The organism is Rhodanobacter sp. FW021-MT20 (genome assembly GCF_041107475.1).
Taxonomy (GTDB): domain Bacteria; phylum Pseudomonadota; class Gammaproteobacteria; order Xanthomonadales; family Rhodanobacteraceae; genus Rhodanobacter_A; species Rhodanobacter_A glycinis.
The window spans coordinates 318,129-340,064 of record NZ_JBGBPX010000002.1 but is presented as its reverse complement, the minus strand read 5'-3'; the positions used below and the strand labels follow the sequence as shown (position 1 = coordinate 340,064).

Sequence of the window (21,936 nt, the reverse complement as noted above, 5' to 3'; positions counted from 1 at the left end):
TCCGGTCTGCGGATCAGTTCTTCCTGACAAAGCCCGCGATGGCCAGGCCGGCGCCCACCACGATGCCGGCAATGCCGACCCATTGCGGCACGAGCTTGTCGTGCGTGGCAGTGAGTTTGGCCGAGCCCACCTTAACCAGGGTGTCGGTCTGCTCGTAGCTGCCATGACCCAGTACCACCCATAGCCCGGCGACCAGCAAGATGATGCCCACGATGATCAGTCCAACGCGCATGGATTGCCTCCTCCTGTTGTATGTGCGCTCGAGTATGCCGGCTGTACATGTGTACGTGGAGTCAGCGTGGGGATATCCGATAAGTGACTGTGCTCGGCCGCGGATGGCGACGACGCTGAGGCGCGAGGAAGAGGAGCCTCTTCGACTTCAGCCCTGCGGGCCTACGCTCAGGGCACGGGGCGCGGGTGGGTTTCGATGCCAGTCGGGTGGCGGTGTGAGTGCATTGCGGGGTCGGGCGCATAAAAAGGCCCCGAGGACTTAGGGGGAGTCCTCGGGGCCGGGGAAACGAAGCCCAGGGGAGAGGTTCGTTTCCGGGTGGCAACTCAGGGAGGTGAGTGCCGGTGGGTGCCGTTGCGTGCATCCGAAGGATTGGAACGCGGTTTTTCGGAAAAGTTGCATGCGGGATGCAAAAAAAATCGTGGCGATTCATGGTCACGAAAAGCTAACAAATCGGGCTGGAAGAGCACCCCTCCCCGGCCCTCCCCTGCAAGCAGGGGAGGGAGGCAAAGCAGGCTGGGTTCTGCGAGCTTTGCTCCTCCCCCTGCGAGCAGGGGGAGGCTGGGAGGGGGTAGCTCTTTGCGCGATCCGCCGTGCTCAGTGCGCCTCGTCCCAGTTCGCGCCCACGCCCACGCCGACCAGCAACGGTACGTCCAGCTTCGCCGCGCCGCACATCAGTTCGGTGACAGCGGCCTGCACGGTTTCCACCGCGTCGGCGCGCACTTCAAAAACCAGTTCATCGTGCACTTGCATGAGCATGTGCGCGTCGTCGCGGTCGGCCAGCCAAGCGGCCACGGCGATCATGGCGCGCTTGATGATGTCGGCGGCGGTGCCTTGCATGGGCGCGTTCACGGCGGCGCGCTCGGCGCCCTGGCGCAGGCCCTGGTTGCGCGAGGTGAGGTTCTCCAGGTACAGCCGGCGACCGAACAGGGTTTCCACGTAGCCGTCGCGGTGCGCCTGCTCGCGGGTGGCTTCCATGAAGGCGTGCACGCCGGGGTAGCGGGCGAAGTAGCGTGCCATGTAGTCGCTGGCTTCGCCGCGGTCGACGCCGAGCTGGCGGGCCAGCCCGAACGCGCTCATGCCGTACATCAGGCCGAAGTTGATCGCCTTGGCGGCGCGGCGCTGGTTGGCGCTGACCTCCTCGGGCTGCACGCCGAACACCTCGGCGGCGGTGGCGCGGTGCACGTCGCCGCCTTCGTGGAAGGCCTTGAGCAGACCTTCGTCGCCGGACAGATGGGCCATGATGCGCAGCTCGATCTGCGAGTAGTCGGCGGCCAGCACGCGCCAACCCTCCGGTGCCACGAAAGCCTGGCGGATGCGGCGGCCTTCCTCGGTACGTATGGGGATGTTCTGCAGGTTGGGATCGGACGAGGAGATGCGTCCGGTGGCCACCGATCCCTGGTGGTAACTGGTGTGCACGCGGCCGGTGCGCGGATTGACGATGCCGGCCAGCTTGTCGGTGTAGGTGGAACGCAGCTTGGCCAAGCCGCGGTAGTCGAGGATCAGCCGTGGCAGCGCGTGCGCGTCGGCGATCGCTTCCAGCGCTTCCTCGTTGGTGGATGGCTGGCCCTTGGGCGTCTTCACCTTGGCCGGCAGGCCCAGTTCGTCGAACAGGATTGCCTGCAACTGCTTGGGCGAATCCAGATTGAATTCGCGGCCGGCGACGTCGTAGGCCTGCTGCTGCAATTCCAGCATGCGCTTGCCCAGTTGCTGGCTCTGCTTGCGCAGTTCGTTGACGTCGATCAGCACGCCACGCTGTTCCATGCCGGCGAGCACCGGCACCAGCGGGATCTCGATGTCCTCGTACACACCACGCAGTGTCGGTTCGCTTTCCAGCTTCGGCCACAGCGCATGGTGCAGGCGCAGGGTGATGTCGGCGTCTTCGGCGGCGTAGCGGCAGGCGGTATTCAGGTCCACGTGCGAGAACGGAATCTGTTTGGCGCCCTTGCCAGCCACTTCTTCGTACTTGATGGTCTGGTAGCCGAGGTATTTCTGCGCCAGCGAATCCATGTCGTGGCGCGTGGCAGTGGCGTTCCACACGTAGGATTCCAGCATCGAATCGTGCCTGAGTCCCTGCACGGCAATGCCGTAGTTCGACAGGATGTTCATGTCGTACTTGGCGTGCTGGCCGAGCTTGGGACGGGCGGCATCCTCAAGGATCGGCTTCAGCGCAGCCAGCACTGCATCGCGACCCAGTTGCGCCGGCACGCCGGGATAGTCGTGCGCCAGCGGGATGTAGCAGGCCTTGCCCGGTTCCACCGCGAGACTGAGGCCGACGATATCGGCGAGCATCGGGTCGAGGCCGGTGGTCTCGGTGTCGAAGGCGATCAGCTCGGCGCCGCGCAGTTTTTCCAGCCACGCATCGAGTTGCGCCTGGGTGGTGACCAGCTCGTATTCGCCCGGGGCTGAGAGCTCGGAGCCCCTCTCCCCTCGGGAGAGGGGTTGGGGTGAGGGTTCGGCCGGGCCTTGCGCTTCGCACGGACCCTCTCCCCCGGCCCCTCTCCCGAGGGGAGAGGGGGGCAAGGGCGCCGATGTGCTGTCCAGCTCCTTCAGCGCCGCCTTGAAGTCGTAGCGCGTGTACAGCTCGCGCAGTGCCGCGGTGTCGGCTTCGCGCAGGGCCAGTTCGGTGGGGCCGGCGTCCAGTGGCACGTCGGTCTTGATCGTTACCAGCTCGCGCGACAGCGGCAGGTTCGGCAACGCCTCGCGCAGGTATTCGCCGATCTTGCCGCCGATCTTGTCGGCGTGCGCGATCACCCCGTCCAGCGAGTCGTATTCGGCCAGCCACTTGGCGGCGGTCTTGGGACCGCATTTGTGCACGCCGGGCACGTTGTCGATGCTGTCACCGGTAAGCGTGAGGAAGTCGATGATGCGGTTCGGTGGCACGCCGAACTTCGCTTCCACGCCGGCGTCGTCCATGGTGGTGCTGGTCATGGTGTTGACCAGGGTGATGCCCGGGCGTACCAGTTGGGCCATGTCCTTGTCGCCGGTGGAAATCTCCACCTCGATGCCTTGCGCATGCGCCTGCACGGCCAGCGTGCCGATCACGTCGTCGGCTTCCACGCCGGAGACGCGCAGGATCGGGAAGCCGAGTGCGCCGACGATGGCCAGCATCGGCTCGACCTGCGCGCGCAGGTCGTCGGGCATCGGAGGGCGGTTCGCCTTGTACTGGTCGTACATGTCGTTGCGGAAGGTGGGGCCGGAGGCGTCGCTGACGAAGGCGACGTAGTCGGGCCGGGCCTTCAGCGTGGCGCGCAACATGTTGACCACACCGAACAGCGCGCCGGTGGGCTCGCCTTGCGCGTTGGTGAGCGGAGGCAGCGCGTGGAAGGCGCGATAAAGGTATGAGGAACCGTCGATCAGGGTGAGCTTTGCCATGGGGGCGATTCTCGCACGCTTGCCGCCGGTTCACGGGGCGCCATCGCCGGCGCTGTTATGCTCCGTTTCCCCACCGAGAATGCCGCCATGAAATCCGTCACCTGCCTGTTCGCCCTTGCCGCCTTTGCCGCATTGCCGGCTTTCGCGCAGTCGACCGCTCCGGCCAAGCCGCATTTCACCCCCGCGCCGCCGCCGCCGGGGATGAACGATCCGGGTGTGCAGCCGGTCGCGCCGGTACCTGCGCACACCGCGCCGGCGCCGGCCGAGACTCCGGCCGAACCGACCCCGAGCACGTATCCGAGCAAGCCGATCCCGATGCCGCGGATGCCGGGTGACACGTCCACGCCTGCCGCCAGCCAGGCTCCGCCGGATGTCAGCGTGCACCAGCAGGGCGACAACACCGTCGAGGAATTCAAGCAGAACGGTCGCGTCTACATGGTCGTGGTGCGGCCCAAGCATGGTGTGCCACAGACCTACATGGTCGACCCGCAGGGCCGCTTCCACGCGCAGAACGGCGCGCCGCCGGTGCAGCCGGTGATGTACAAGATCCTGGAGTGGGGCAAGAGCAAGCCGGCCGAAGCTTCCTCGTCGGGCGGCAACTGAGACACCGGGTCAGGTGATGCCGGAGGGCGGGTCGCCGCTCGTTGGCTGTCCAGCGTCGGTTGCCGTTTCGCGCTGATCAGCGCCGGGCACGCCGCTCGCGCGCAGTGGCCACTTCACGCAGGCGATTCCAGACTAGTTCGGCCACCGGCGACAACGAGCGCTGGCGGCGGTGGATCAGGGTGATCGCGCGCTTCACCACCGGCGTCAGCGGCCGCGTCACCAACTGCGGGGATTCGGGCAGCGACAGACCGGGCGTGATGCTGCTGCCCAATCCTGCCTCGACCATGCGGAAGGCGGTGTGCGTGTGGTTGGTCTGCTGGGTCACCTCGACGCTGATGTGGCGGTCGTCGAGGATCTGATCGATCAACCGGCGGCTGCCCGAGGAGTAGTCGAGCAGCACCATCGGCTCGCCCTGCAATTTCTTCCACGGGATGCGTTCGAGCCGGGCCAGCGGGTGGTCGCGGCGACAGACCAGCACGAACGGGTCATGCATGATCGTTTCGCGGGCGAACTCGCCGCTGTCGGGCGGATCGATCGCCACGCCGAAATCCACTTCGCCGCCGCGCACGCTGTCGAGCACCTGGGTCTGGGTCAGGTCGCGCAGGTGCAGGCTCAGTTCGGGATAGTCGCGCGCGCATTCGGCGATGCATTGCGGCAACAGTTCGGCCGACGGCGTGGGGCCGGCGGCCACGCGCACCGTGCCGCGGCGGCTTTCGCCCTCGGAATGGACGTGGGCGAGCACGCCCTCCAGTTCGTCCAGCACCCGTTCCACCGCGTGGTACAGGTAGCGCCCGGCTTCGGTCGGCACCACCTCGCGGGTGTTGCGATCGAACAGGCGCACGCCCAGTTCCGCTTCCAGTTCGGCGATGTGCCGGCTCACCGCCGGCTGGGTCAGATGCACCTGGTCGGCCGCGCGGCGAAAGTGCCGCTCGCGCGACACCGCCAGGAAGGCGCGCAACTGGCGCAGGCTGATATTCATGCCATTAGTGTATCAGTGGATCAGATAAAACGATTTGATTTATCAATGGACGGACGTTGCAATAGCCATCCATTCCGCCAGATCCCTTTCTCCATGTTGCGTCGCTTGCTGCCCGACCGTTTCACCTGCGCGCTGCTGGGCACCGTGCTGCTGGCCAGCGTGTTGCCGTGCCGTGGCGTGACGGCGCAGGCGTTCGGCGTGCTGAGCGATGTCGCCATCGCGCTGTTGTTCTTCCTGCATGGTGCCAAGCTGTCACGCGCCTCGGTGCTGGCGGGCATCACCCACTGGCGGTTGCATCTCACCGTGCTGGCCAGCACCTTCGTGCTGTTCCCGCTGATGGGCCTGTTGCTGCGACCGCTGCTGTCGCCACTGGTGACGCCGGGTTTGTATCTGGGTGTGCTGTTTCTGTGCGCGTTGCCGTCGACCGTGCAGTCGTCGATTGCCTTCACCTCGATGGCGCGTGGCAACGTGTCGGCGGCGGTGTGCGCGGCATCGGCGTCGAGTCTGCTCGGCATCTTCATCACCCCGCTGCTGGTGGGCGTGATGATGGAATCGCACGGTGGTGGCGAGTTGTCGTGGGATGCGGTGGGCGAGATCGTGCTGCAGATGCTGGTGCCGTTCGTGGCCGGGCAGGTGGCGCAGCGCTGGATCGGTGGCTGGGTGCAGCGGCATCGCGCGCTGGTCGGCGTGGTGGATCAGGGCTCGATCCTGCTGGTGGTGTACACCGCGTTCAGTGCATCGGTGTTGCAGGGCTTGTGGAAGCACACGCCGCTGCCGGTACTCGGCGGCCTGCTGGTGATCTGCGGTGTGTTGCTGGCGCTGGCGTTGCTGCTGACCCGCTACGGTTCGCGTGCGCTCGGCTTCGGCAAGCAGGACGAGATCACCATCGTGTTCTGCGGCTCGAAGAAGAGCTTGGCCAGCGGTATCCCGATGGCCAAGGTGCTGTTCGCCGGGCATCCGCTGGGCATGATCGTGCTGCCGATCATGCTGTTTCACCAGATCCAGCTGATGGTTTGCGCGGTGCTGGCACGGCAGTATGCGCGACGCGACGCTGCTGCTGCGGAGAGTGTGTTGCACGATGCGTCGCTGGATGACGCGCAGGCGGATTGAGTCGACATGGCAGGACGCGCCTTGTGCGCGATGGCTTCCTCGGCAAAGACCGAAAAGCATCGCGCACAGGGTGCGCTCCTACCAAGAGCAATGGCGGAGCGCCTGATTTATTTCCGTCGCTTTCAGTGACGGAGTGCTTGATTTATTTCCGCCACTTTCAGTGACGGAAATGCCGCATCCCGGTGAATACCATGGCCATGCCGTGTTCGTCGGCGGCGGCAATGGTTTCGGCGTCGCGCATCGAGCCACCGGGCTGGATCACGGCGCTGATGCCGGCTTCGGCGGCGGCGTCGATGCCGTCGCGGAACGGGAAGAAAGCGTCCGAGGCCATCACCGAGCCGCGCACTTCGAGTTTCTCGTCGGCGGCCTTGATGCCGGCGATCTTCGCACTGTAGACGCGGCTCATCTGGCCGGCGCCGATGCCGATGGTCTGACGGTTCTTCGCATAGACGATGGCGTTGGACTTGACGTACTTGGCCACCTTCCAGGCGAAGATCAGGTCATCGATCTGCGTGGGTGTGGGGGCGAGCTTGGTCACCACCTTGAGATCGGCCGCCGTGGCCATGCCGGTGTCGGCGCTCTGCAACAGCAGGCCCGAACCCACGCGCTTGGAGTTCATGCCCGGATGTGCGGTGGCCAGGCCGCCGTGCTCCAGGTCAGCGCCGGGCGACGGCGGGATCACCAGCACGCGCACGTTGCCCTTTTTCTTGAACGCCTCCAGCGCGGCGGGCTCGTAGCCCGGCGCCAGCACCACTTCCACGAACTGGCGCGCCACGATGGCGGCGGCGGTGGCGCCGTCCAGCACGCGGTTGAAGGCGATGATGCCGCCGAAGGCCGAGGTGGGGTCGGTCTGGTACGCCAGGTCGTAGGCCTTGCCGATGCCGTCGAGACTGACCGCCACGCCGCACGGGTTGGCGTGCTTGACGATCACGCAGGCCGGCTTGTGGAAGCTGCGCACGCACTCCCATGCCGCGTCGGCGTCGGCGATGTTGTTGAAGGAGAGCTCCTTGCCCTGCAGCTGCTCGAAGGTGGCCAGCGTGCCGGGCGCCGGGTACAGGTCGCGGTAGAACGCGGCACTCTGGTGCGGGTTCTCGCCGTAGCGCAGGTCCATCACTTTCTCGAAGCGGCTGTTGACCTGCGCCGGGAAGGCGTCGTGGCCGGTGATGGCTTCGTGGGCATCGTCGAGCTTGAGGCCTGACAGGAAATCGCTGATCGCGCCGCCGTAGTTGGCCACGCGGTTGAATGCAGTCACCGCCAGCTTGAAGCGGGTGGCGCGCGACAGGCCGCCATGCTGCTCGATCTCGGCCAGCGCCTCGGCATATTGATCGGGCGAGGTGAGCACGCCGACGTCGTTCCAGTTTTTCGCCGCCGAGCGCAGCATCGCCGGACCGCCGATGTCGATGTTCTCGATGGCGTCTTCCAGCGTGCAGTCGGGCTTGGCCACCGTTGCCTCGAACGGGTACAGGTTCAGCACCAGCAGGTCGATCGGCGCGATACCGAGTTCGGCCATCACCGCGTCGTCGGTGCCGCGCCGGCCGAGCAGGCCGCCATGTACTTTCGGGTGCAGCGTCTTGACGCGGCCGTCCATGATTTCGGGAAAGCCGGTGACGTCGCTGACGTCGGTCACCGCGATGCCGGCCTCGCGCAGGGCCTTCGCGCTGCCGCCAGTGGAGAGCAGCGTCACGCCCGCCGCTTCAAGCCGGCGACCCAGTTCGATCAGGCCGGTCTTGTCGGAAACACTTAGCAGTGCGCGGCGGATGGAGGTGACGGCGGGGGCGGGCATGGCGGGTTTCCGTAGGGGGAAAGCCGCACATTATAGCCGGATTGGCCTGGCGCCGCCGGCGCGTTTGGATGGCCAAACGTGAAGCGGCTCAGAGCAGGCCGAGCGAGGTGAGTTTCTTGCGCAAGGTGGCGCGATTGATACCGAGCGCGGCGGCGGCGCGGCTCTGGTTGCCATCATGGAACGCCAGCACCTCGCGCAGCAGCGGGCCTTCGACCTCGCGGATCACCAGCGCGTGCAGGCCTTCGCCGCAGTCCGCATCGCCAATGTCGGCGAGATAGCGGCGCACGGTGCGGCTGACGCATTCGCCCAGCGCGCTCTGGCCCTGCGACAAGGCTTCCCTGTTCGCCCCGTTGGCAGGCAGTCTGACGGCGTTCACGGGCATGTCCCCTCACGAGCTGACGCGACGGCTGCATGGGCCATCGCCTGAGTTTATGTCTTTGCCGCGTGCTGCGGCGAATGTGCAACCCGCGCCGAAAGATCGCGCGGGGCTACCGAGTGTACCCGCGCGGGGCGACAAAATTAAGTGCGGCGTTCGGAAAAAACAGAAGCGTCCTACTCGAAATCCAGCGAAAAGGTCACCGCACGCTGGCCCGGGTCGTCCACCTCGAACACCAGGGCAGTGGTCGCGCCGGGCGCCAGGCCTTGCTGCTGCTCGGCACGGTCGCCGAGGTATTCGTACGGCCGCAGTCGGCGCATCGCCAGTCGCTTGCCGTTCACGTCGAGCAGGGTGATCGCCACCGTCGGCCAGGGCTGGGCGAAGGCGGCGTTGTTGCGCACGGTGGCACTGATCAACAGTGCGCCAGGCACGGACGGATGGGTTTGCACGTCACGCGCAAGCAGTTGCAGCTTGTGCACGTCGCGCACCAGCGGCAGGCGGCAGTGGAGCACGCTGCAGGTCTGGCGCAACAGGTTGCCCGTGGCGGGATTCGCGATCAGCGTGTCACGGCATGCCCAGCCAAGCTGGGCGGCGAGCAGCAGTGTCAGCAGGACGCAGACGGCAATCCATGGCCAGCGCCGCGGCCCCGCTTCGCGTGGTTGCGCAAAGCGGGGGGCGAAAGACAGTCCGGCGAAATCTTCGGGTTCGGGCGTCGGGGTGGCCGTGGGCTCGGGCTCCGTCGAGCGCGGCCGGTACACCACCAGGTCGAGATGCGGCGGCTCGAACGCCGGCTCGTTCGGCGGCAGTTCGCGGAACGGTTCGGGCGGCAATTGTTCGGTGAGCGTGGCGAGACTGTCGAAACCGGCGCTGCAATGCCCGCACATCACGTAGCCGTGCGCCTGCGCGAGCGTGCGCGCATCCAGCGAGAATACGGAGAGGCATTCAGGGCATTGCGTGTACATGCGGGCCGCTTCGGTCGAATCGCCGCAAGCTTAGCAGGCGCTGGCGGCGCATCGAACCGGTGCGCGCCGGCACGGTATCAATGGATGCGGCGGCGACCGCTGATGCGCACCCAGTCCTCGCGCGTGTCCACGCGCAGTTCGTCGAACCAGCACGCGTAGCGCTGCAGCAGTTCATCCTGCTGGCCGGCGAGGATGCCGGAGATGGCAAACGGTGCACCGGGTTTGGCGGCGGCGGCGAAGGTGGGCGCGAGTTCGCCCAGCGGGCCGGCGAGGATGTTCGCGACGAAGATATCGGCCGGCTCCACCACGTGGTCCTCGGGCAGGAACAGCGCGAAGTGGCTGGCCACGCCGTTGCGTTCGGCATTGTCGGCCGAGGCGGTGAGTGCCTGCGGGTCATTGTCCACGCCCACCGCTTGCGCGGCACCGAGCTTCAGCGCGGCGATGGCGAGGATGCCCGAGCCGCAGCCGTAGTCGATCACCGACTTGCCGGCCAGTTCCAGCCCGTCCAGCCACTCCAGGCACAGCGCGGTGGTGGGATGCGTGCCGCTGCCGAAGGCGAGGCCGGGGTCGAGGCGGATCACCACCAGCTCGTCATCTTCCGGCGGCTCGATGTTCCACGGATAGATCCACAGCCGGCGGCCGAACGGCATCGGCTTGAACTGGTCCATCCACGCACGTTCCCAATCCTCGTCGGCCACTTCCTGGAAGCCGAGCTGGTCGGGTTCCAGCCAGGGCAGCAGTTCCCCGAGCGCTTCGAGCAGGCCGCGACGATCGCTGTCGGCATCGAACAGTGCGCTCAGCGTGAGCGTGGGCCACAGCGGCAGCTCGCCCACGCCAGGCTCGAAGATCGCCTGTTCGTCCGGCGTTTCCGCGTCGGCGTCACGCAGCGTGATCGACATGGCACCGAGGTCGTCCAGCGCCTCCTCGGTGCGGGGCTGCTGTTCGACGCGGACGGTGAGGGTGAGTTCGAGGAAGGGCATGGAGGGAGAGGAGTGAGGATCGAGAAGTGAGGAGTGAGGAGTGAGAGCAGGCAATGCGTGGCGGCGAGTGGTCGGAGTGAGCGCTTTCTCTCACTACTCACTCCTCTTCACTCACTCCTTGGCTTCGCCGGCCACCTTGTGTTCCTTCTGCTCGGCCATGCGCTTTTCCAGGTAGTGGATGTTCTGTCCACCTTGCTGGAAACCCACGTCGGCCATGATCCGCTGCTGCAACGGGATGTTGCACTTCACGCCTTCGATCACCGTCTCGGCCAGGGCCAGGCGCATGCGCGCGATGGCGGTGGCGCGGTCCGGGCCGTGCACGATCAGCTTGCCGATCATCGAGTCGTAGTTCGGCGGGATGCGGTAGCCGTCGTACAGGTGCGTGTCCACGCGCACGCCGGGGCCGCCGGGGGCCTCGAAGCGCTTCACCGTGCCGGGGCAGGGCAGGAAGCTGTCCGGGTCCTCGGCGTTGATGCGGCATTCGATGGCGTGGCCGGTGACGTGGATGTCTTCCTGGCGGATCGACAGCTTTTCGCCGCCGGCGATCAGCAGCTGTTCGCGCACCAGATCCACGCCGGTGATGAACTCGGTCACCGGATGTTCCACCTGGATGCGGGTGTTCATCTCGATGAAGTAGAAGCGGCCGTTCTCGAACAGGAATTCGAAGGTGCCGGCGCCGCGATAGCCGATGCGGATGCACGCATCCACGCAGACCTTGCCGATCTCGGCGCGCAGTTCCGGCGTGATGCCCGGTGCCGGCGCTTCCTCGACCACCTTCTGGTGGCGGCGCTGCATCGAGCAATCGCGCTCGGCCAGGTGGATGGCATTGCCCTGGCCGTCGGCCAGCACCTGGATTTCCACGTGGCGCGGATTTTCCAGGAACTTCTCCATGTACACCTGATCGTTGCCGAAGGCCGCCTTGGCCTCCTGCTTGGTCATCACGATGGAGTTGCCCAGGTGTGCCTCGGTGCGCACCACGCGCATGCCGCGACCGCCGCCGCCGCCGGACGCCTTGATGATCACCGGATAGCCGATTTCGCGGGCGATCTTCATGCTGGCTTCGACATTGTCGTCGAGCGGGCCGCCGGAGCCTGGCACGCACGGCACGCCGGCCGCCTTCATGGCGCGGATGGCTTCCACCTTGTCGCCCATCAGGCGAATCACCTTGGCGGTCGGGCCGATGAAGATGAAGCCGGACTCTTCCACCTGCTCGGCGAAGTCGGCGCGTTCGGAAAGGAAACCGTAGCCGGGATGAATCGCGTTGGCGTCGGTGATCTCGGCCGCGGCAATGATGCGCGGGATGTTGAGATAGCTGTCCGCCGACGGGCCCGGGCCGATGCAGATCGACTCGTCGGCCAGACCCACGTGCTTCAGGTTGCGGTCCGTGGTGGAGTGCACCGCCACGGTCTTGATGCCCAGGCTGTGGCAGGCGCGCAGCACCCGCAGGGCGATTTCGCCGCGGTTGGCGATGAGGACTTTCTCGAGCTTGGGCATGGTCAGGCGATCACGAACATGGGCTCGTCGAATTCGACCGGCTGGCCGTTCTCGACCAGGATGGCCTGCACGGTACCGGCCACGTCGGCTTCGATCTGGTTGAACATCTTCATTGCCTCGATCACGCCCAGCGTCTCGCCGGCCTTGACCTGCTGGCCGACCTTGACGAACGGCGCGGCGCCCGGAGACGACGAGGCGTAGAACGTGCCGACCATCGGCGCCTTCACCACGTGGCCCGCGGGCAATGCGTCGGCGGCGGGGGCGGCATCGGCCGGCGCGGCGGCCACCGGGGCTGCAACGGCGATCGGGGCGGGCGCGACGGCGACGGGAGCCGGGGCGGCCATCACCGCGTTGCCCTTGGGCACGCGCGACAGGCGCACCACTTCCTCGCCTTCCTTGATTTCCAGTTCGGCGAGGTTGGATTCCTCGAGCAGATCAATCAGCTTCTTGATTTTGCGCAAATCCATCGGATCGGCCTTCTTTTACAGTTCGTGGATGCCGCGCGCGGCGGCAGGATAATGAATGGGGTGGGCGGCTCAGACCGCCGACAACCGCCGCAGCGCGGCGTCCAGCGCCAGCGTGTAGCTGTCGCTGCCGAAGCCGCAGATCACGCCGACGGCAATGTCGGAAAGATACGAGTGGTGCCGGAACGGCTCGCGGGCGAACACGTTGGACAAGTGCACCTCGATGAACGGAATCGCCACGCCGGCCAGGGCGTCGCGCAGGGCCACGCTGGTATGGGTGAATGCGCCGGCGTTGCACAGGATCATCGCCACTCGTTCGTCGCGGGCCTGGTGGATGCGGCCGGTCAGCTCGTGCTCGGCGTTGGACTGGAACCAGAACAGCTCGTGTCCGGCCGCCTGGGCCTGTTCGGCCAGCTGCGCGTTGATGTCGGCCAGCGTGCCATGGCCGTAGATATCCGGCTCGCGCACGCCCAGCAGATTGAGGTTGGGTCCGTGCAGGACCAGGATCTTCGCCACACGACGACCTTGCGACAGCGTCCGGGAAAGTCGGAACGCGCGCAGTGTGCGCGCACTCACTCATATTGTCCAGTTCGCCGCAGTTCGGCGATGTTTGGCGGAGAAGTGCGCGTTAAACCGTGCGGTGACGTATGTCGCGGGGTGGCGCCTCAGGGTTTGCCCGGGGCCAGCCACGCGTGCAGTTGCGCCTGCTGCAGCGGGCCGCGGCGCACGGCCAGCACGCGTCCGGTGGCGTCCAGCAGCACGCTGTAGGGCAGCACTTCGGCCGTGTCACCGAGCCGCAGCGAGGTGCTGGGCGCGTCCAACTGGCCGATCAGAACCGGGTAATCCAGCGGATGCGCGGCGAGGAATCGGCGCACGTGGGCCGGGTCGTCCATCGCGATGCCGACAATGCGCACGCCGCCAGCACCGTAATCGGCCTGTGCCTGGTCCAGCAGGGGCATCTCGTCCAGGCAGGGTCCGCACCAGGTGGCCCAGAAGTTCAGCAGGACGCGGCGGCCGCTGTAATCCGAGAGCCGATGCGTTTGGCCGTCCGGGTCGGGCAGGGCCAGATCCGGGCGAAGATCGCCGACGTTCGCCACCTGCACGCCGGCCGGCACATGCGCCAGCCGGCTGCGGTGCTGCAGCCAGCCACCGGCCGCGGCGGCCAGGATTGCGATGGCGAGAATCAGCCAGGTCTGCCGGGTGAACATCTCAGTCGGTGGCCGTCAGCGTCCGGGTCATTAGCGCCGAGGTCAGCACGGTCGGCAGTTGCCGTCCTTCGCCGCCGCCCTTCGGGAACATCACGTACAACGGCACGCCGGGCGAGTGGTAATGCTGCAGGAAAGCGGTGATCGCCGGGTCCTCGTTGGTCCAGTCCCCCTTCATGTAGACCGTGCCGGTGCGCTTGAGCAGGTCGCGGAACGAGGCGGTATCCAGCACGGCGTGTTCGTTGGCCTGGCAGGTGATGCACCAGTCGGCGGTCATGTCCACCAGCACCGGCGTTCCGGCAGCACGCAAGGCCGCCAGCTTCTGCGGGCTGTAGGCCACCACGCCGGTCTGGGTCTGGGCGACCTGTGTGGGTGCAGGCACCTGTCCCAGGTAGTACAGCGACGCGAGGACCAGTACGGCCGGCAGCACCACCAGCGCGCGACCGAACGTGCCGTGTGCGCGGCTGCGCTCGAACCACCACAAGGTCAGCGCCAGCAGCACCATCGCCACCAGCAGCAGGCCCACCGCATTGGCGCCACGCTGATGCGCCAGCACCCAGGTCAGCCATACGGCGGTGAGATACATCGGGAACGCCAGAATCTGCTTCAGCGTTTCCATCCAGCGACCGGGTCGTGGCAACCAGCGGGCCAGCGCGGGCACGAAGCCGATCAGCAGGAACGGCAGTGCCAGGCCCACGCCCAGCATCAGGAATACCAGCAGCGCGGCGAGTTTCGAGGCGGCAAACGCGTACGCCAGTGCGCCGCCCATGAATGGTGCCGTGCAGGGGCTGGCCACCACCACCGCCAGCACGCCGGTGAAGAAGTCGCCGGCCGCGCCACCGCGATTGGCCAGTGCGGCCCCCGTATTGCCCAGCGAGGCGCCGAACTGCACGACGCCGGACATCGACAGTCCCACCGCGAAAATCACGCAAGCCAGCACGCCGACCAGCAGCGGCTGCTGCAATTGCGAACCCCAGCCCAGCGCATGGCCGCTGGCGCGCAAGGCCACGATGGCGATGCCGACGACCGCGAACGAACACAGTACGCCGCCGGTATAGGCCAGTGCCTGGCGCCGTCGACGGGCCGGGCTTTCGCCGCTTTCCAGCACGCTGACCGCCTTGATCGACAGCACCGGCAACACGCATGGCATCAGGTTCAGCACCAGCCCGCCGCCGAGCGCCAGCAGCAGGGCGGCCAACAGGCTGGTGCGCAGCGGTGCGGTCGCCGGTGGCGTGGCGGTGGTCGCGGCCGATGCGGTGTCCGCATGCGCGGCGGGTGGTGTGGGCGTTGCCGCGGCGACACCGGAGGCGATTGCGCCGCTGGACAGATCGACCGTCACGTCACGCGTCATCAGCGGATAGCACAGACCGCCGTCCTGGCAGCCCTGGAAGCTGGCTTCCACGGTGAGCTGGTGCCGGCCGGCGAGGTCGCCCTTGATCGGCACCGGCAATTCGAGCTGGCCGAAGTACACGGTGACGTGGCCGTAGTGCGCATCCTGGTGTGCGGTGCCGGTCGGCCACTCGGGCGTGCCAAGGCTCAGGCCGTCGGCGTCTTTCAGGCGCAGCGTGGTCTGGTCGCGATACAGGTAGTAGCCCTTCGGCATCGTCCACTGCAGCAGCAGGTGATGGGCATCCTGCGCCAGCGCGGCGAAGCGGAACGCCTGTTCGGGCGGCAACGCGGCGCCATCCATGCCACTGGTGGGGGCGCTGCCCAGCTGGTGTAGCGCACTGCTGAGCGGGTTGCTGCCGGGGTGGTCGCTCGGCGCGGCGGCATCGGCTGTGGTTGCTGCCGGCAGCGGCAGGTCGAGCTGCTCGGTATGCGGCGGGTAGCAGATCTTCGGCTCCACTTCGTGGCAACCCTGGAATTGCACGCTCAGGCGCAATCGGGTGGTGCCGGGCGCCACGGTGTAGGGAATGCTGGCATCGATTGCGTGGTGGTAGGTCTCCACCGGGCCGAGGTACGGGTCGACGTGCTTCTCGCCGGCCGGCAGTTGCGCCTGGCCCAGCGTCACGCCCTCGCCGGCGGTGAACTTCATCCGGCCGCGATACAGGTAGTAGTCCGGCGCGATGGTCCAGTGCAGCTTCAGCACGCCGGGCGTGCTGGCGTCGGCCTTGAGCTGGTAGGCCTCGGTGACGGGCAGGATGCCGTTGTCCTGCGCCAGGGCCACGGGCACGGCGAGTAGTAGGACGGACAAGGCCAGCAGGCAGGCGGCCAAGTGGCGGGGCAGGGAAAAACGCATGGCAGCTCCAACATCGATCGGGTCGCGCGCGGGCGACACGGCATTATGGCCCAGCCGTCGCGGGCGGTTTGGGGATGCGGCAGGATGCCCGGCCGAAGTCGGCAAGGCCCTGCCCTGACGCCCTCCGCTTGCCGGCAGACCATCAGAGTATTCGTCGGTGTGAACCGTTGGGTTACCTGGATCCGGGACTTCAGTCGCCGACAGAGTGACGAATCCAGTCCAGATAGGCGGCATGGCCGCGTTCCACCGGTACGGCGATCAATTCGGGCAACTCGTAGGGGTGCAGTGCCAGCAGACGGGTTTTCAGCGCCTCGAAGCGGCTGGCGACGGTCTTGATCAGCAGCAGTTCCTCGGCGTCCGTGGTCACCTGGCCCTGCCAGCAGTAGGTGGATGCCACGCCTGGCAGGCGGTTGACGCAGGCGGCCAGCCGCTCACCGATCAGCGCCTCGGCGATGGCCTGTGCGCTGGCGGCATCGGGGCAGGTGCAATAGCAAAGCAGGACGGGGTCGGGCATCGCGAAGTCGGGGCGGCAGGGACGCTGCCGAGGGTAGCGTGTCGCCCCTTGAAATGTCGGTTGAACGCTCCATGTCAGAGCCAGAGACGCGGTACTAGGAGCGTGGGCGGTAGAAACTTTCGAGGCGAAAAAGTGGCTGCGTGAGGACAGATTTTCGACGATTCGCCAGCCCATAGTGGTTCTATGGGCCAAGAAGCGACGGAAATATGGACCACGCAGACGCTTTTGCAGCCCGGAAGATTTCTGCCGCCCACACTCCTAACCCTCTTGCAGGGGCGTTCTGCGTCATTACAATTGGCACTCACTGGCCCGGAGTGCTAACAACGGCACCCGGGTCGCCCCTTTCTCAATCCACATAACCTAGCTGGAGTCGTCATGAGCAAACTGCGTCCGCTGCACGATCGCGTCATCGTCAAGCGTCTGGAAGAAGAGCGTATTTCCGCCGGCGGCATCGTCATCCCGGACAGCGCCACCGAGAAGCCGACCCGTGGCAAGGTCGTGGCTGCCGGCACCGGCCTGATCATGGCTGACGGCAAGGTCCGTCCGATGTCGCTGAAGGAAGGCGACACCGTGCTGTTCGGCAAGTACGCCGGCCAGGAAATCAAGATCGACGGCGAAGACCTCGTGTTCCTGAAGGAAGACGACATCGTGGCCGTGATCGAAGGCTGAGCGCGTCACCGCGCTCGCCCGTTGCCGGAAGCTCGCTTCGGCGACGCTCTCGAAACGACAAACCCCCTTTCCTTAATTTCAAAATTTTTGAGGCAAAAATTTTATGGCCGCTAAAGAAGTCCGCTTCGGCGAAGACGCCCGTTCGCGCATCCTCAAGGGCGTGAACACGCTCGCCAACGCCGTCAAGGTCACGCTGGGCCCGAAGGGTCGCAACGTGGTGCTGCAGAAGAGCTTCGGCTCGCCGACGATCACCAAGGACGGCGTTTCCGTCGCCAAGGAAATCGAGCTGGCCGACGCCTACGAGAACATGGGCGCGCAGATCGTCAAGGAAGCCGCCTCCAAGACCTCCGACAACGCCGGTGACGGCACCACCACCGCCACCGTGCTGGCGCAGGCGTTCATCCGCGAAGGCCTGAAGGCCGTGGCCGCCGGCATCAATCCGATGGATCTGAAGCGCGGCATCGACAAGGCCGTGGTGGCCGCCGTCGGCGAGCTGAAGAGCCTGAGCAAACCCACCGCCGACGACAAGGCGATCGCCCAGGTCGGCACGATCTCGGCCAACTCCGACACCAACATCGGCGACATCATTGCCACCGCGATGAAGAAGGTCGGCAAGGAAGGCGTGATCACGGTCGAGGAAGGCTCGGGCCTGGACAACGAACTCGACGTCGTCGAGGGCATGCAGTTCGACCGCGGCTACCTGTCGCCGTACTTCATCAACAACCAGCAGAGCCAGCAGGTCGAGCTGGATGACCCGTTCATCCTGATCCACGACAAGAAGGTTTCCAACGTGCGCGAGCTGCTGCCCGTGCTGGAAGCCGTCGCCAAGGCCGGCAAGCCGCTGCTGATCGTCGCCGAGGAAGTGGAAGGCGAGGCGCTGGCCACGCTGGTGGTCAACACCATCCGCGGTATCGTCAAGGTCGCCGCCGTCAAGGCGCCGGGCTTCGGTGATCGTCGCAAGGCCATCCTGGAAGACATCGCGATCCTGACCAACGGCCAGGTGATTTCCGAGGAAGTCGGCCTGCAGCTGGAGAAGGCCACGATCAACGATCTGGGCCGTGCCAAGCGCGTCGTCATCACCAAGGAAAACACCACCATCATCGACGGTGCCGGCGAAGCGGAAAAGATCCAGGCGCGCATCGGCCAGGTCAAGGCGCAGATCGAGGAGACCTCCTCGGACTACGACCGCGAGAAGCTGCAGGAACGCGTGGCCAAGCTGGCCGGCGGCGTTGCGGTCATCAAGGTCGGTGCGGCTACCGAAGTCGAGATGAAGGAAAAGAAGGCTCGCGTCGAAGACGCCCTGCACGCAACCCGTGCGGCCGTTGAAGAAGGCGTGGTCCCCGGTGGTGGCGTGGCGCTGATCCGCGCGCTGAAGGCCGTCGAAGGCCTGAAGGGCGACAACGAAGACCAGAACCTCGGCATCGCGATCACCCGCCGCGCGCTCGAAGCGCCGCTGCGCGAGATCGTCTTCAATGCCGGTGGCGAACCCAGCGTGGTCGTCAACCAGGTCAAGGAAGGCAAGGGCAACTACGGCTACAACGCCGCGACCGGCGAGTTCGGCGACATGATCGAGTTCGGCATCCTGGACCCGACCAAGGTCACCCGTTCGGCCCTGCAGTACGCCTCGTCGGTGGCCGGCCTGGCGATCACCACCGAAGCGATGGTGGCCGAGCTGCCGAAGAAGGAAGAGCACAGCCACGGCGGCGCCCCCGGCGGCATGGGTGGCATGGGCGGCATGGATTTCTGATCCGGCCCCAGCCGTTCGCCCCAGACGTTGCCGCATGGCGGCGGCGTCGAAGGGCAAACCACAAAAAACCCCGCTTCGGCGGGGTTTTTTGTGGCTTGTTTCTGGTCGAGCCCGACGGATCGGCGGGGCTCGTGACATTCACGCCTGGGAGCGTGGGCGGTAGAAACTTCCGAGGCGAAAAAGTGGCTGCGTGAGGACAGATTTTCGACGATTCGCCGGCCCATAGTGGTTCTATGGGCCAAGAAGCGACGGGCATATGGACCACGCAGCCACTTCTGCAGCCCGGAAGATTTCTGCCGCCCACGCTCCTAGGGCTTAGTGGCCGTGTACCTGGGCGCTGGCCGAACCGCCGGCATGGATACCCTTTGCGGCATGGCCGATGGCGCCGGCCGTATGCTCGCCGGACTGCAGGGCTTGGTGGGTGGTGTCGCGGACCTGGCCGGCTGCGCTGCGACCGGCTGCGCCGGCTTTGCCGGCAGCCGCGGAGGTGTCGAGTCCGGCACCCATGCTTGCACTGGTATCGGTATTCGCGCCTGCCGCACCGGCGTGGATCGAGGCGTTGGTGCGAGTATCGACCCGGGCATGGCTGCGGGAGTGCGCGGCATTTTCGGCGCGATGCGTGGCGTGGCGGGCACGGTGGGCGGTGTGCTGCAACGTCTGGTCCGCCTGCATGCCGGCGTGTCCGGCTGTCTGCATGGCGCTGTGCGTCAGTCCGCCGGTTTGTACGCCAACGCCAAGCCGTCCGCCACCACCCACGGCCACCTGGGCAAAGGCGGGGATGGAAAGCGCGAAGCTGGTGGCAACGATGGTGGCGATCACGGTCTTGCGCATGGGTGGGACTCCTCGATGATGGAACTGCGGGCAGGCATGCGCCGCAGTGGTCATCACGCTAGGCGTGCGGTTCTGGCTGGTGCCTGAATCCGGGGGGAGGGCGTTTTGGCAGCGGACAGCTGGCTGAATGGTTGCCGTAATTGCGCGTGGCCGGGTTTCCGGCGCGGTCTCCCATCGTCCGTTGTTCCGCGACCTGGAGCGCCGGCGCGGAACAACGGGGATATAGGCCAGGCTCAGTGCGCGGTGCCCGCACTCGTCGACATCGCCGCGGGTTGGCCGGCGTAGTTCGACGGAGTGCCGGGAGCGCTGACAGGCAGCAATTTTTCCAGCTTGCCCTTCATGCGCAGCAGGGCGACGCTGGCCATGTCGGTGTCGACTTGCTGCTGCCCGGAAGATTCGTCGGACAAGGGAGCGCCCGGGGCCCGGGTGAGCCTGGCCAGCTGCGGGACCAGCAGCTGGGTCAGCGCGAAGTAGGCGTCGTCGTGGATGCCGGCGGTGTCGAGCAGTTTGCCGGGAAGCATCCACGAGGCGATGTCTTCGTGCACGGCCTTGCGCGGATGGGCCGGGTCGACCAGCAGCCAGGTGCCCGGTTCGCTCAGCATGTTGCCGCCGTCGACGAAACCGAGCGTGTGGTAGACATTGGTCAGTGCGGGCAGGTGGTCGCCGTAGAACAGCAGCAGGGTCGGGCGGCTGCGCTTGGCGAGCAACGCGGCGAGCCGGCCCAGCTCATGGTCGGCATGCTGGATGTGATAGATGTAATCCTGCAGCTCGAGCTTTTCCTTGCCCTCGATGCCGGCGGGTACGCGGATGGCATCGCGCTCGGCGGTGTTCGCCGGCTCCACATCGTACGGACCGTGCGCCTCGATGCTGATCGCGAACAGGAATTGCGGCGGACCGCTGTCCTTCAGCTGGTCCATGATCTCGTCGGTCATCGCGCTGTCGGCCATGTACTTGCCGTCCATCGCCGCGTTGGCCGGGAATTGTGTGCGCGAGACGAAACGGTCGAAACCCAGCGCCTTGAATGCCGTGGTGCGGTTCCAGAATGCCGGATCGTTGCCGTGGATGGCCACGGTCTCGTAGCCGCGCGCATTCAGTGCCCGCACCATGCTCGGCACCAGCTTGCGGTTCATCTGCAGATAGGGGAACTGCATGTCCTCGAAGTAGCGCAGCGACAGGCCGGTAAGCACTTCGAACTCGGTACGGATGGTGCCGCCGCCGAAAGTGGGGACGTACAGCGGGCCGCTGGTGCCTTCCGCCTGCAGCCGGCGCAGGTTGGGGGTGAGGTCGGCGTGTTCGTAGCCACGCAGGGTCGACGGATCGAAGAACGATTCGCTCTGGATCACCACTATGTCCGGCAGCGCGCTCGCCGGCGTGGCCGGCATCTGCATGTGCTGCTGCAGCGCCGGTTCGTTCTGTGCGAGCAGTTGTTTCACCGCGGCCGGATCGGCCTTGCGCTTGGCGTGGCCGTACTGGATGTGGAACATCAGCAACGAGCTGACCAGCCCCGAGTGGATGGTGGTGGAAGCGGCCGACCACGGTTCCAGCCATAGCGTGCGACCGTTGTAGAAACCGGCCCAGGCCGAACTGCCGGCGAGCAGGCTGCCCAGCGTGACGGCCAGCACGGCGCCACCGACCAGCCGCTTGCCGCGGGTGCGGCGCGCGAACAGCGGCGGCTCGAAGTGCCACAACGCGATGATTGCGGCAAGGCCGGCCAGCAAGGCCAGGTACGGCCATGGGCTGTGCGGCAGATAACCGGCGAGCAGGTGGAAGCCGCCCTTGCGCAACTGGCCGACCATGCGGAAGTCGGCCGGCATCAGCGGCGTGCCGAGGTTTTCCACCTTCAGCGCGTTGACGCCATACAGCACGGCCTGCAGCAGGTACGCCAGCCCGAACGACCACAACAGGCGTCGGCTCAGCAGCAGCAACAGGCCGCCCAGCAGCAGCCCGGGCAAGGCGTTGGCCAGCGGGAATTTCGGCTGGATCAGCAATCGCAACGGCGCCACGCCCTTGTGCCCGTCGATCAAGCCGGTGAGCAGGACGAAGAGGATGGCTACCGCGACCAACAGGGCGAGTCGGGCAAGGCGGGACTGGGGAAGGGCGAGGCGTGTCGTCATGGCGGTCCGGTGGCCTGGTCGCAGGCAAGCTGCGGACTGTAACGCGGGCGACATGAACGCGTTGTCAGGTGAATATCGCGTGTTGCCCCGGGTTCATCGGTCGGGTGATTCCAGGTTATTGGCCTTGGCCGTCGTCCCGGCCTGCGCCCACTGCTGTCCGGAATAATTTTGCGAAGGCATGACGGCAGCCGAATCCGTCATTCCAGCGAAAGCTGGAATCCAGTCGAACATGCGTGCGAAGCACACAAAAACAAGAAGTTGA

Annotated in this window: 19 protein-coding genes; 4 read left to right on the top strand and 15 right to left on the bottom strand. The window is 66.3% G+C overall.

Annotated features, from left to right (window positions below; all coding sequences use genetic code 11):
* Positions 1-13: 13 nt before the first annotated feature.
* A complete protein-coding gene (locus tag AB7849_RS04375) occupies positions 14-232 on the bottom strand; it encodes a hypothetical protein (RefSeq protein WP_008217143.1) in 219 nt (72 codons plus the stop codon).
* 594 nt (positions 233-826) lie between these two features.
* On the bottom strand, positions 827-3,604 hold the full coding sequence (polA, locus tag AB7849_RS04370) for a DNA polymerase I (RefSeq protein ID WP_369500641.1): 2,778 nt from the start codon (positions 3,602-3,604) through the stop codon (positions 827-829).
* Between the two features lie 87 nt (positions 3,605-3,691).
* On the opposite strand from polA, the gene AB7849_RS04365 reads away from it, so the two are divergent.
* The gene (locus AB7849_RS04365) at positions 3,692-4,207 is read left to right on the top strand and encodes a DUF2782 domain-containing protein (protein WP_245734828.1); all 516 of its coding nucleotides are present in this window, start codon (positions 3,692-3,694) and stop codon (positions 4,205-4,207) included.
* A 76-nt stretch (positions 4,208-4,283) separates the two neighbouring features.
* Here AB7849_RS04365 and AB7849_RS04360 read toward each other — a convergent pair whose 3' ends face one another.
* A complete protein-coding gene (locus AB7849_RS04360) occupies positions 4,284-5,186 on the bottom strand; it encodes a LysR family transcriptional regulator (protein WP_008208294.1) in 903 nt (300 codons plus the stop codon).
* 93 nt (positions 5,187-5,279) lie between these two features.
* Between AB7849_RS04360 and AB7849_RS04355 the strand changes: the two genes are divergently transcribed.
* Positions 5,280-6,296, top strand: coding sequence for a bile acid:sodium symporter family protein (locus AB7849_RS04355; RefSeq protein ID WP_008208296.1), 1,017 nt, complete (start codon positions 5,280-5,282; stop codon positions 6,294-6,296).
* Between the two features lie 157 nt (positions 6,297-6,453).
* Here AB7849_RS04355 and purH read toward each other — a convergent pair whose 3' ends face one another.
* The 10 genes from purH to cutA all read right to left on the bottom strand — a co-directional run bounded on the left by purH (position 6,454) and on the right by cutA (position 16,313).
* Positions 6,454-8,079 carry a bifunctional phosphoribosylaminoimidazolecarboxamide formyltransferase/IMP cyclohydrolase gene (gene purH / locus AB7849_RS04350; RefSeq protein ID WP_369500640.1) on the bottom strand — a complete coding sequence of 542 codons (1,626 nt, stop codon included), beginning with the start codon at positions 8,077-8,079 and terminating at the stop codon, positions 6,454-6,456.
* Positions 8,080-8,167: 88 nt separating this feature from the next.
* On the bottom strand, positions 8,168-8,461 hold the full coding sequence (locus tag AB7849_RS04345) for a helix-turn-helix domain-containing protein (RefSeq protein ID WP_050984273.1): 294 nt from the start codon (positions 8,459-8,461) through the stop codon (positions 8,168-8,170).
* Positions 8,462-8,631: 170 nt separating this feature from the next.
* Positions 8,632-9,417 carry a zinc-ribbon and DUF3426 domain-containing protein gene (locus tag AB7849_RS04340; protein WP_369500638.1) on the bottom strand — a complete coding sequence of 262 codons (786 nt, stop codon included), beginning with the start codon at positions 9,415-9,417 and terminating at the stop codon, positions 8,632-8,634.
* Between the two features lie 77 nt (positions 9,418-9,494).
* Positions 9,495-10,397 carry a 50S ribosomal protein L11 methyltransferase gene (prmA, locus tag AB7849_RS04335; protein ID WP_147628265.1) on the bottom strand — a complete coding sequence of 301 codons (903 nt, stop codon included), beginning with the start codon at positions 10,395-10,397 and terminating at the stop codon, positions 9,495-9,497.
* Between the two features lie 111 nt (positions 10,398-10,508).
* On the bottom strand, positions 10,509-11,891 hold the full coding sequence (accC, locus tag AB7849_RS04330) for an acetyl-CoA carboxylase biotin carboxylase subunit (protein WP_092701224.1): 1,383 nt from the start codon (positions 11,889-11,891) through the stop codon (positions 10,509-10,511).
* Positions 11,892-11,893: 2 nt separating this feature from the next.
* Entirely contained in the window at positions 11,894-12,358 is a 465-nt protein-coding gene (gene accB, locus AB7849_RS04325; RefSeq protein ID WP_092701220.1) for an acetyl-CoA carboxylase biotin carboxyl carrier protein, read from the bottom strand.
* A gap of 69 nt (positions 12,359-12,427) precedes the next feature.
* Entirely contained in the window at positions 12,428-12,871 is a 444-nt protein-coding gene (aroQ, locus tag AB7849_RS04320; RefSeq protein WP_008209816.1) for a type II 3-dehydroquinate dehydratase, read from the bottom strand.
* Positions 12,872-13,020: 149 nt separating this feature from the next.
* On the bottom strand, positions 13,021-13,563 hold the full coding sequence (locus tag AB7849_RS04315; protein WP_092701217.1) for a TlpA family protein disulfide reductase: 543 nt from the start codon (positions 13,561-13,563) through the stop codon (positions 13,021-13,023).
* Position 13,564: 1 nt separating this feature from the next.
* Positions 13,565-15,799 carry a protein-disulfide reductase DsbD family protein gene (locus tag AB7849_RS04310; protein ID WP_092701778.1) on the bottom strand — a complete coding sequence of 745 codons (2,235 nt, stop codon included), beginning with the start codon at positions 15,797-15,799 and terminating at the stop codon, positions 13,565-13,567.
* Positions 15,800-15,989: 190 nt separating this feature from the next.
* Positions 15,990-16,313, bottom strand: a complete 324-nt coding sequence (gene cutA / locus AB7849_RS04305) for a divalent-cation tolerance protein CutA (RefSeq protein ID WP_008215584.1) — start codon at positions 16,311-16,313, stop codon at positions 15,990-15,992.
* 375 nt (positions 16,314-16,688) lie between these two features.
* On the opposite strand from cutA, the gene AB7849_RS04300 reads away from it, so the two are divergent.
* Together AB7849_RS04300 and groL are read left to right on the top strand one after the other, a co-directional pair.
* Complete coding sequence (locus tag AB7849_RS04300; RefSeq protein ID WP_008213337.1) at positions 16,689-16,982, top strand: co-chaperone GroES; 294 nt, start codon at positions 16,689-16,691, stop codon at positions 16,980-16,982.
* Positions 16,983-17,085: 103 nt separating this feature from the next.
* Positions 17,086-18,729 (top strand): chaperonin GroEL, encoded by a 1,644-nt coding sequence (gene groL / locus AB7849_RS04295; protein WP_369500637.1) that lies wholly within the window; start codon positions 17,086-17,088, stop codon positions 18,727-18,729.
* 315 nt (positions 18,730-19,044) lie between these two features.
* Here the strand turns inward: groL and AB7849_RS04290 are convergent, their stop codons facing one another.
* Positions 19,045-19,560: a hypothetical protein gene (locus AB7849_RS04290; protein WP_037098430.1), complete on the bottom strand. Its 516-nt coding sequence runs from the start codon at positions 19,558-19,560 to the stop codon at positions 19,045-19,047.
* A 233-nt stretch (positions 19,561-19,793) separates the two neighbouring features.
* On the bottom strand, positions 19,794-21,674 hold the full coding sequence (locus AB7849_RS04285; protein ID WP_092701211.1) for an LTA synthase family protein: 1,881 nt from the start codon (positions 21,672-21,674) through the stop codon (positions 19,794-19,796).
* Positions 21,675-21,936 lie beyond the last annotated feature (262 nt).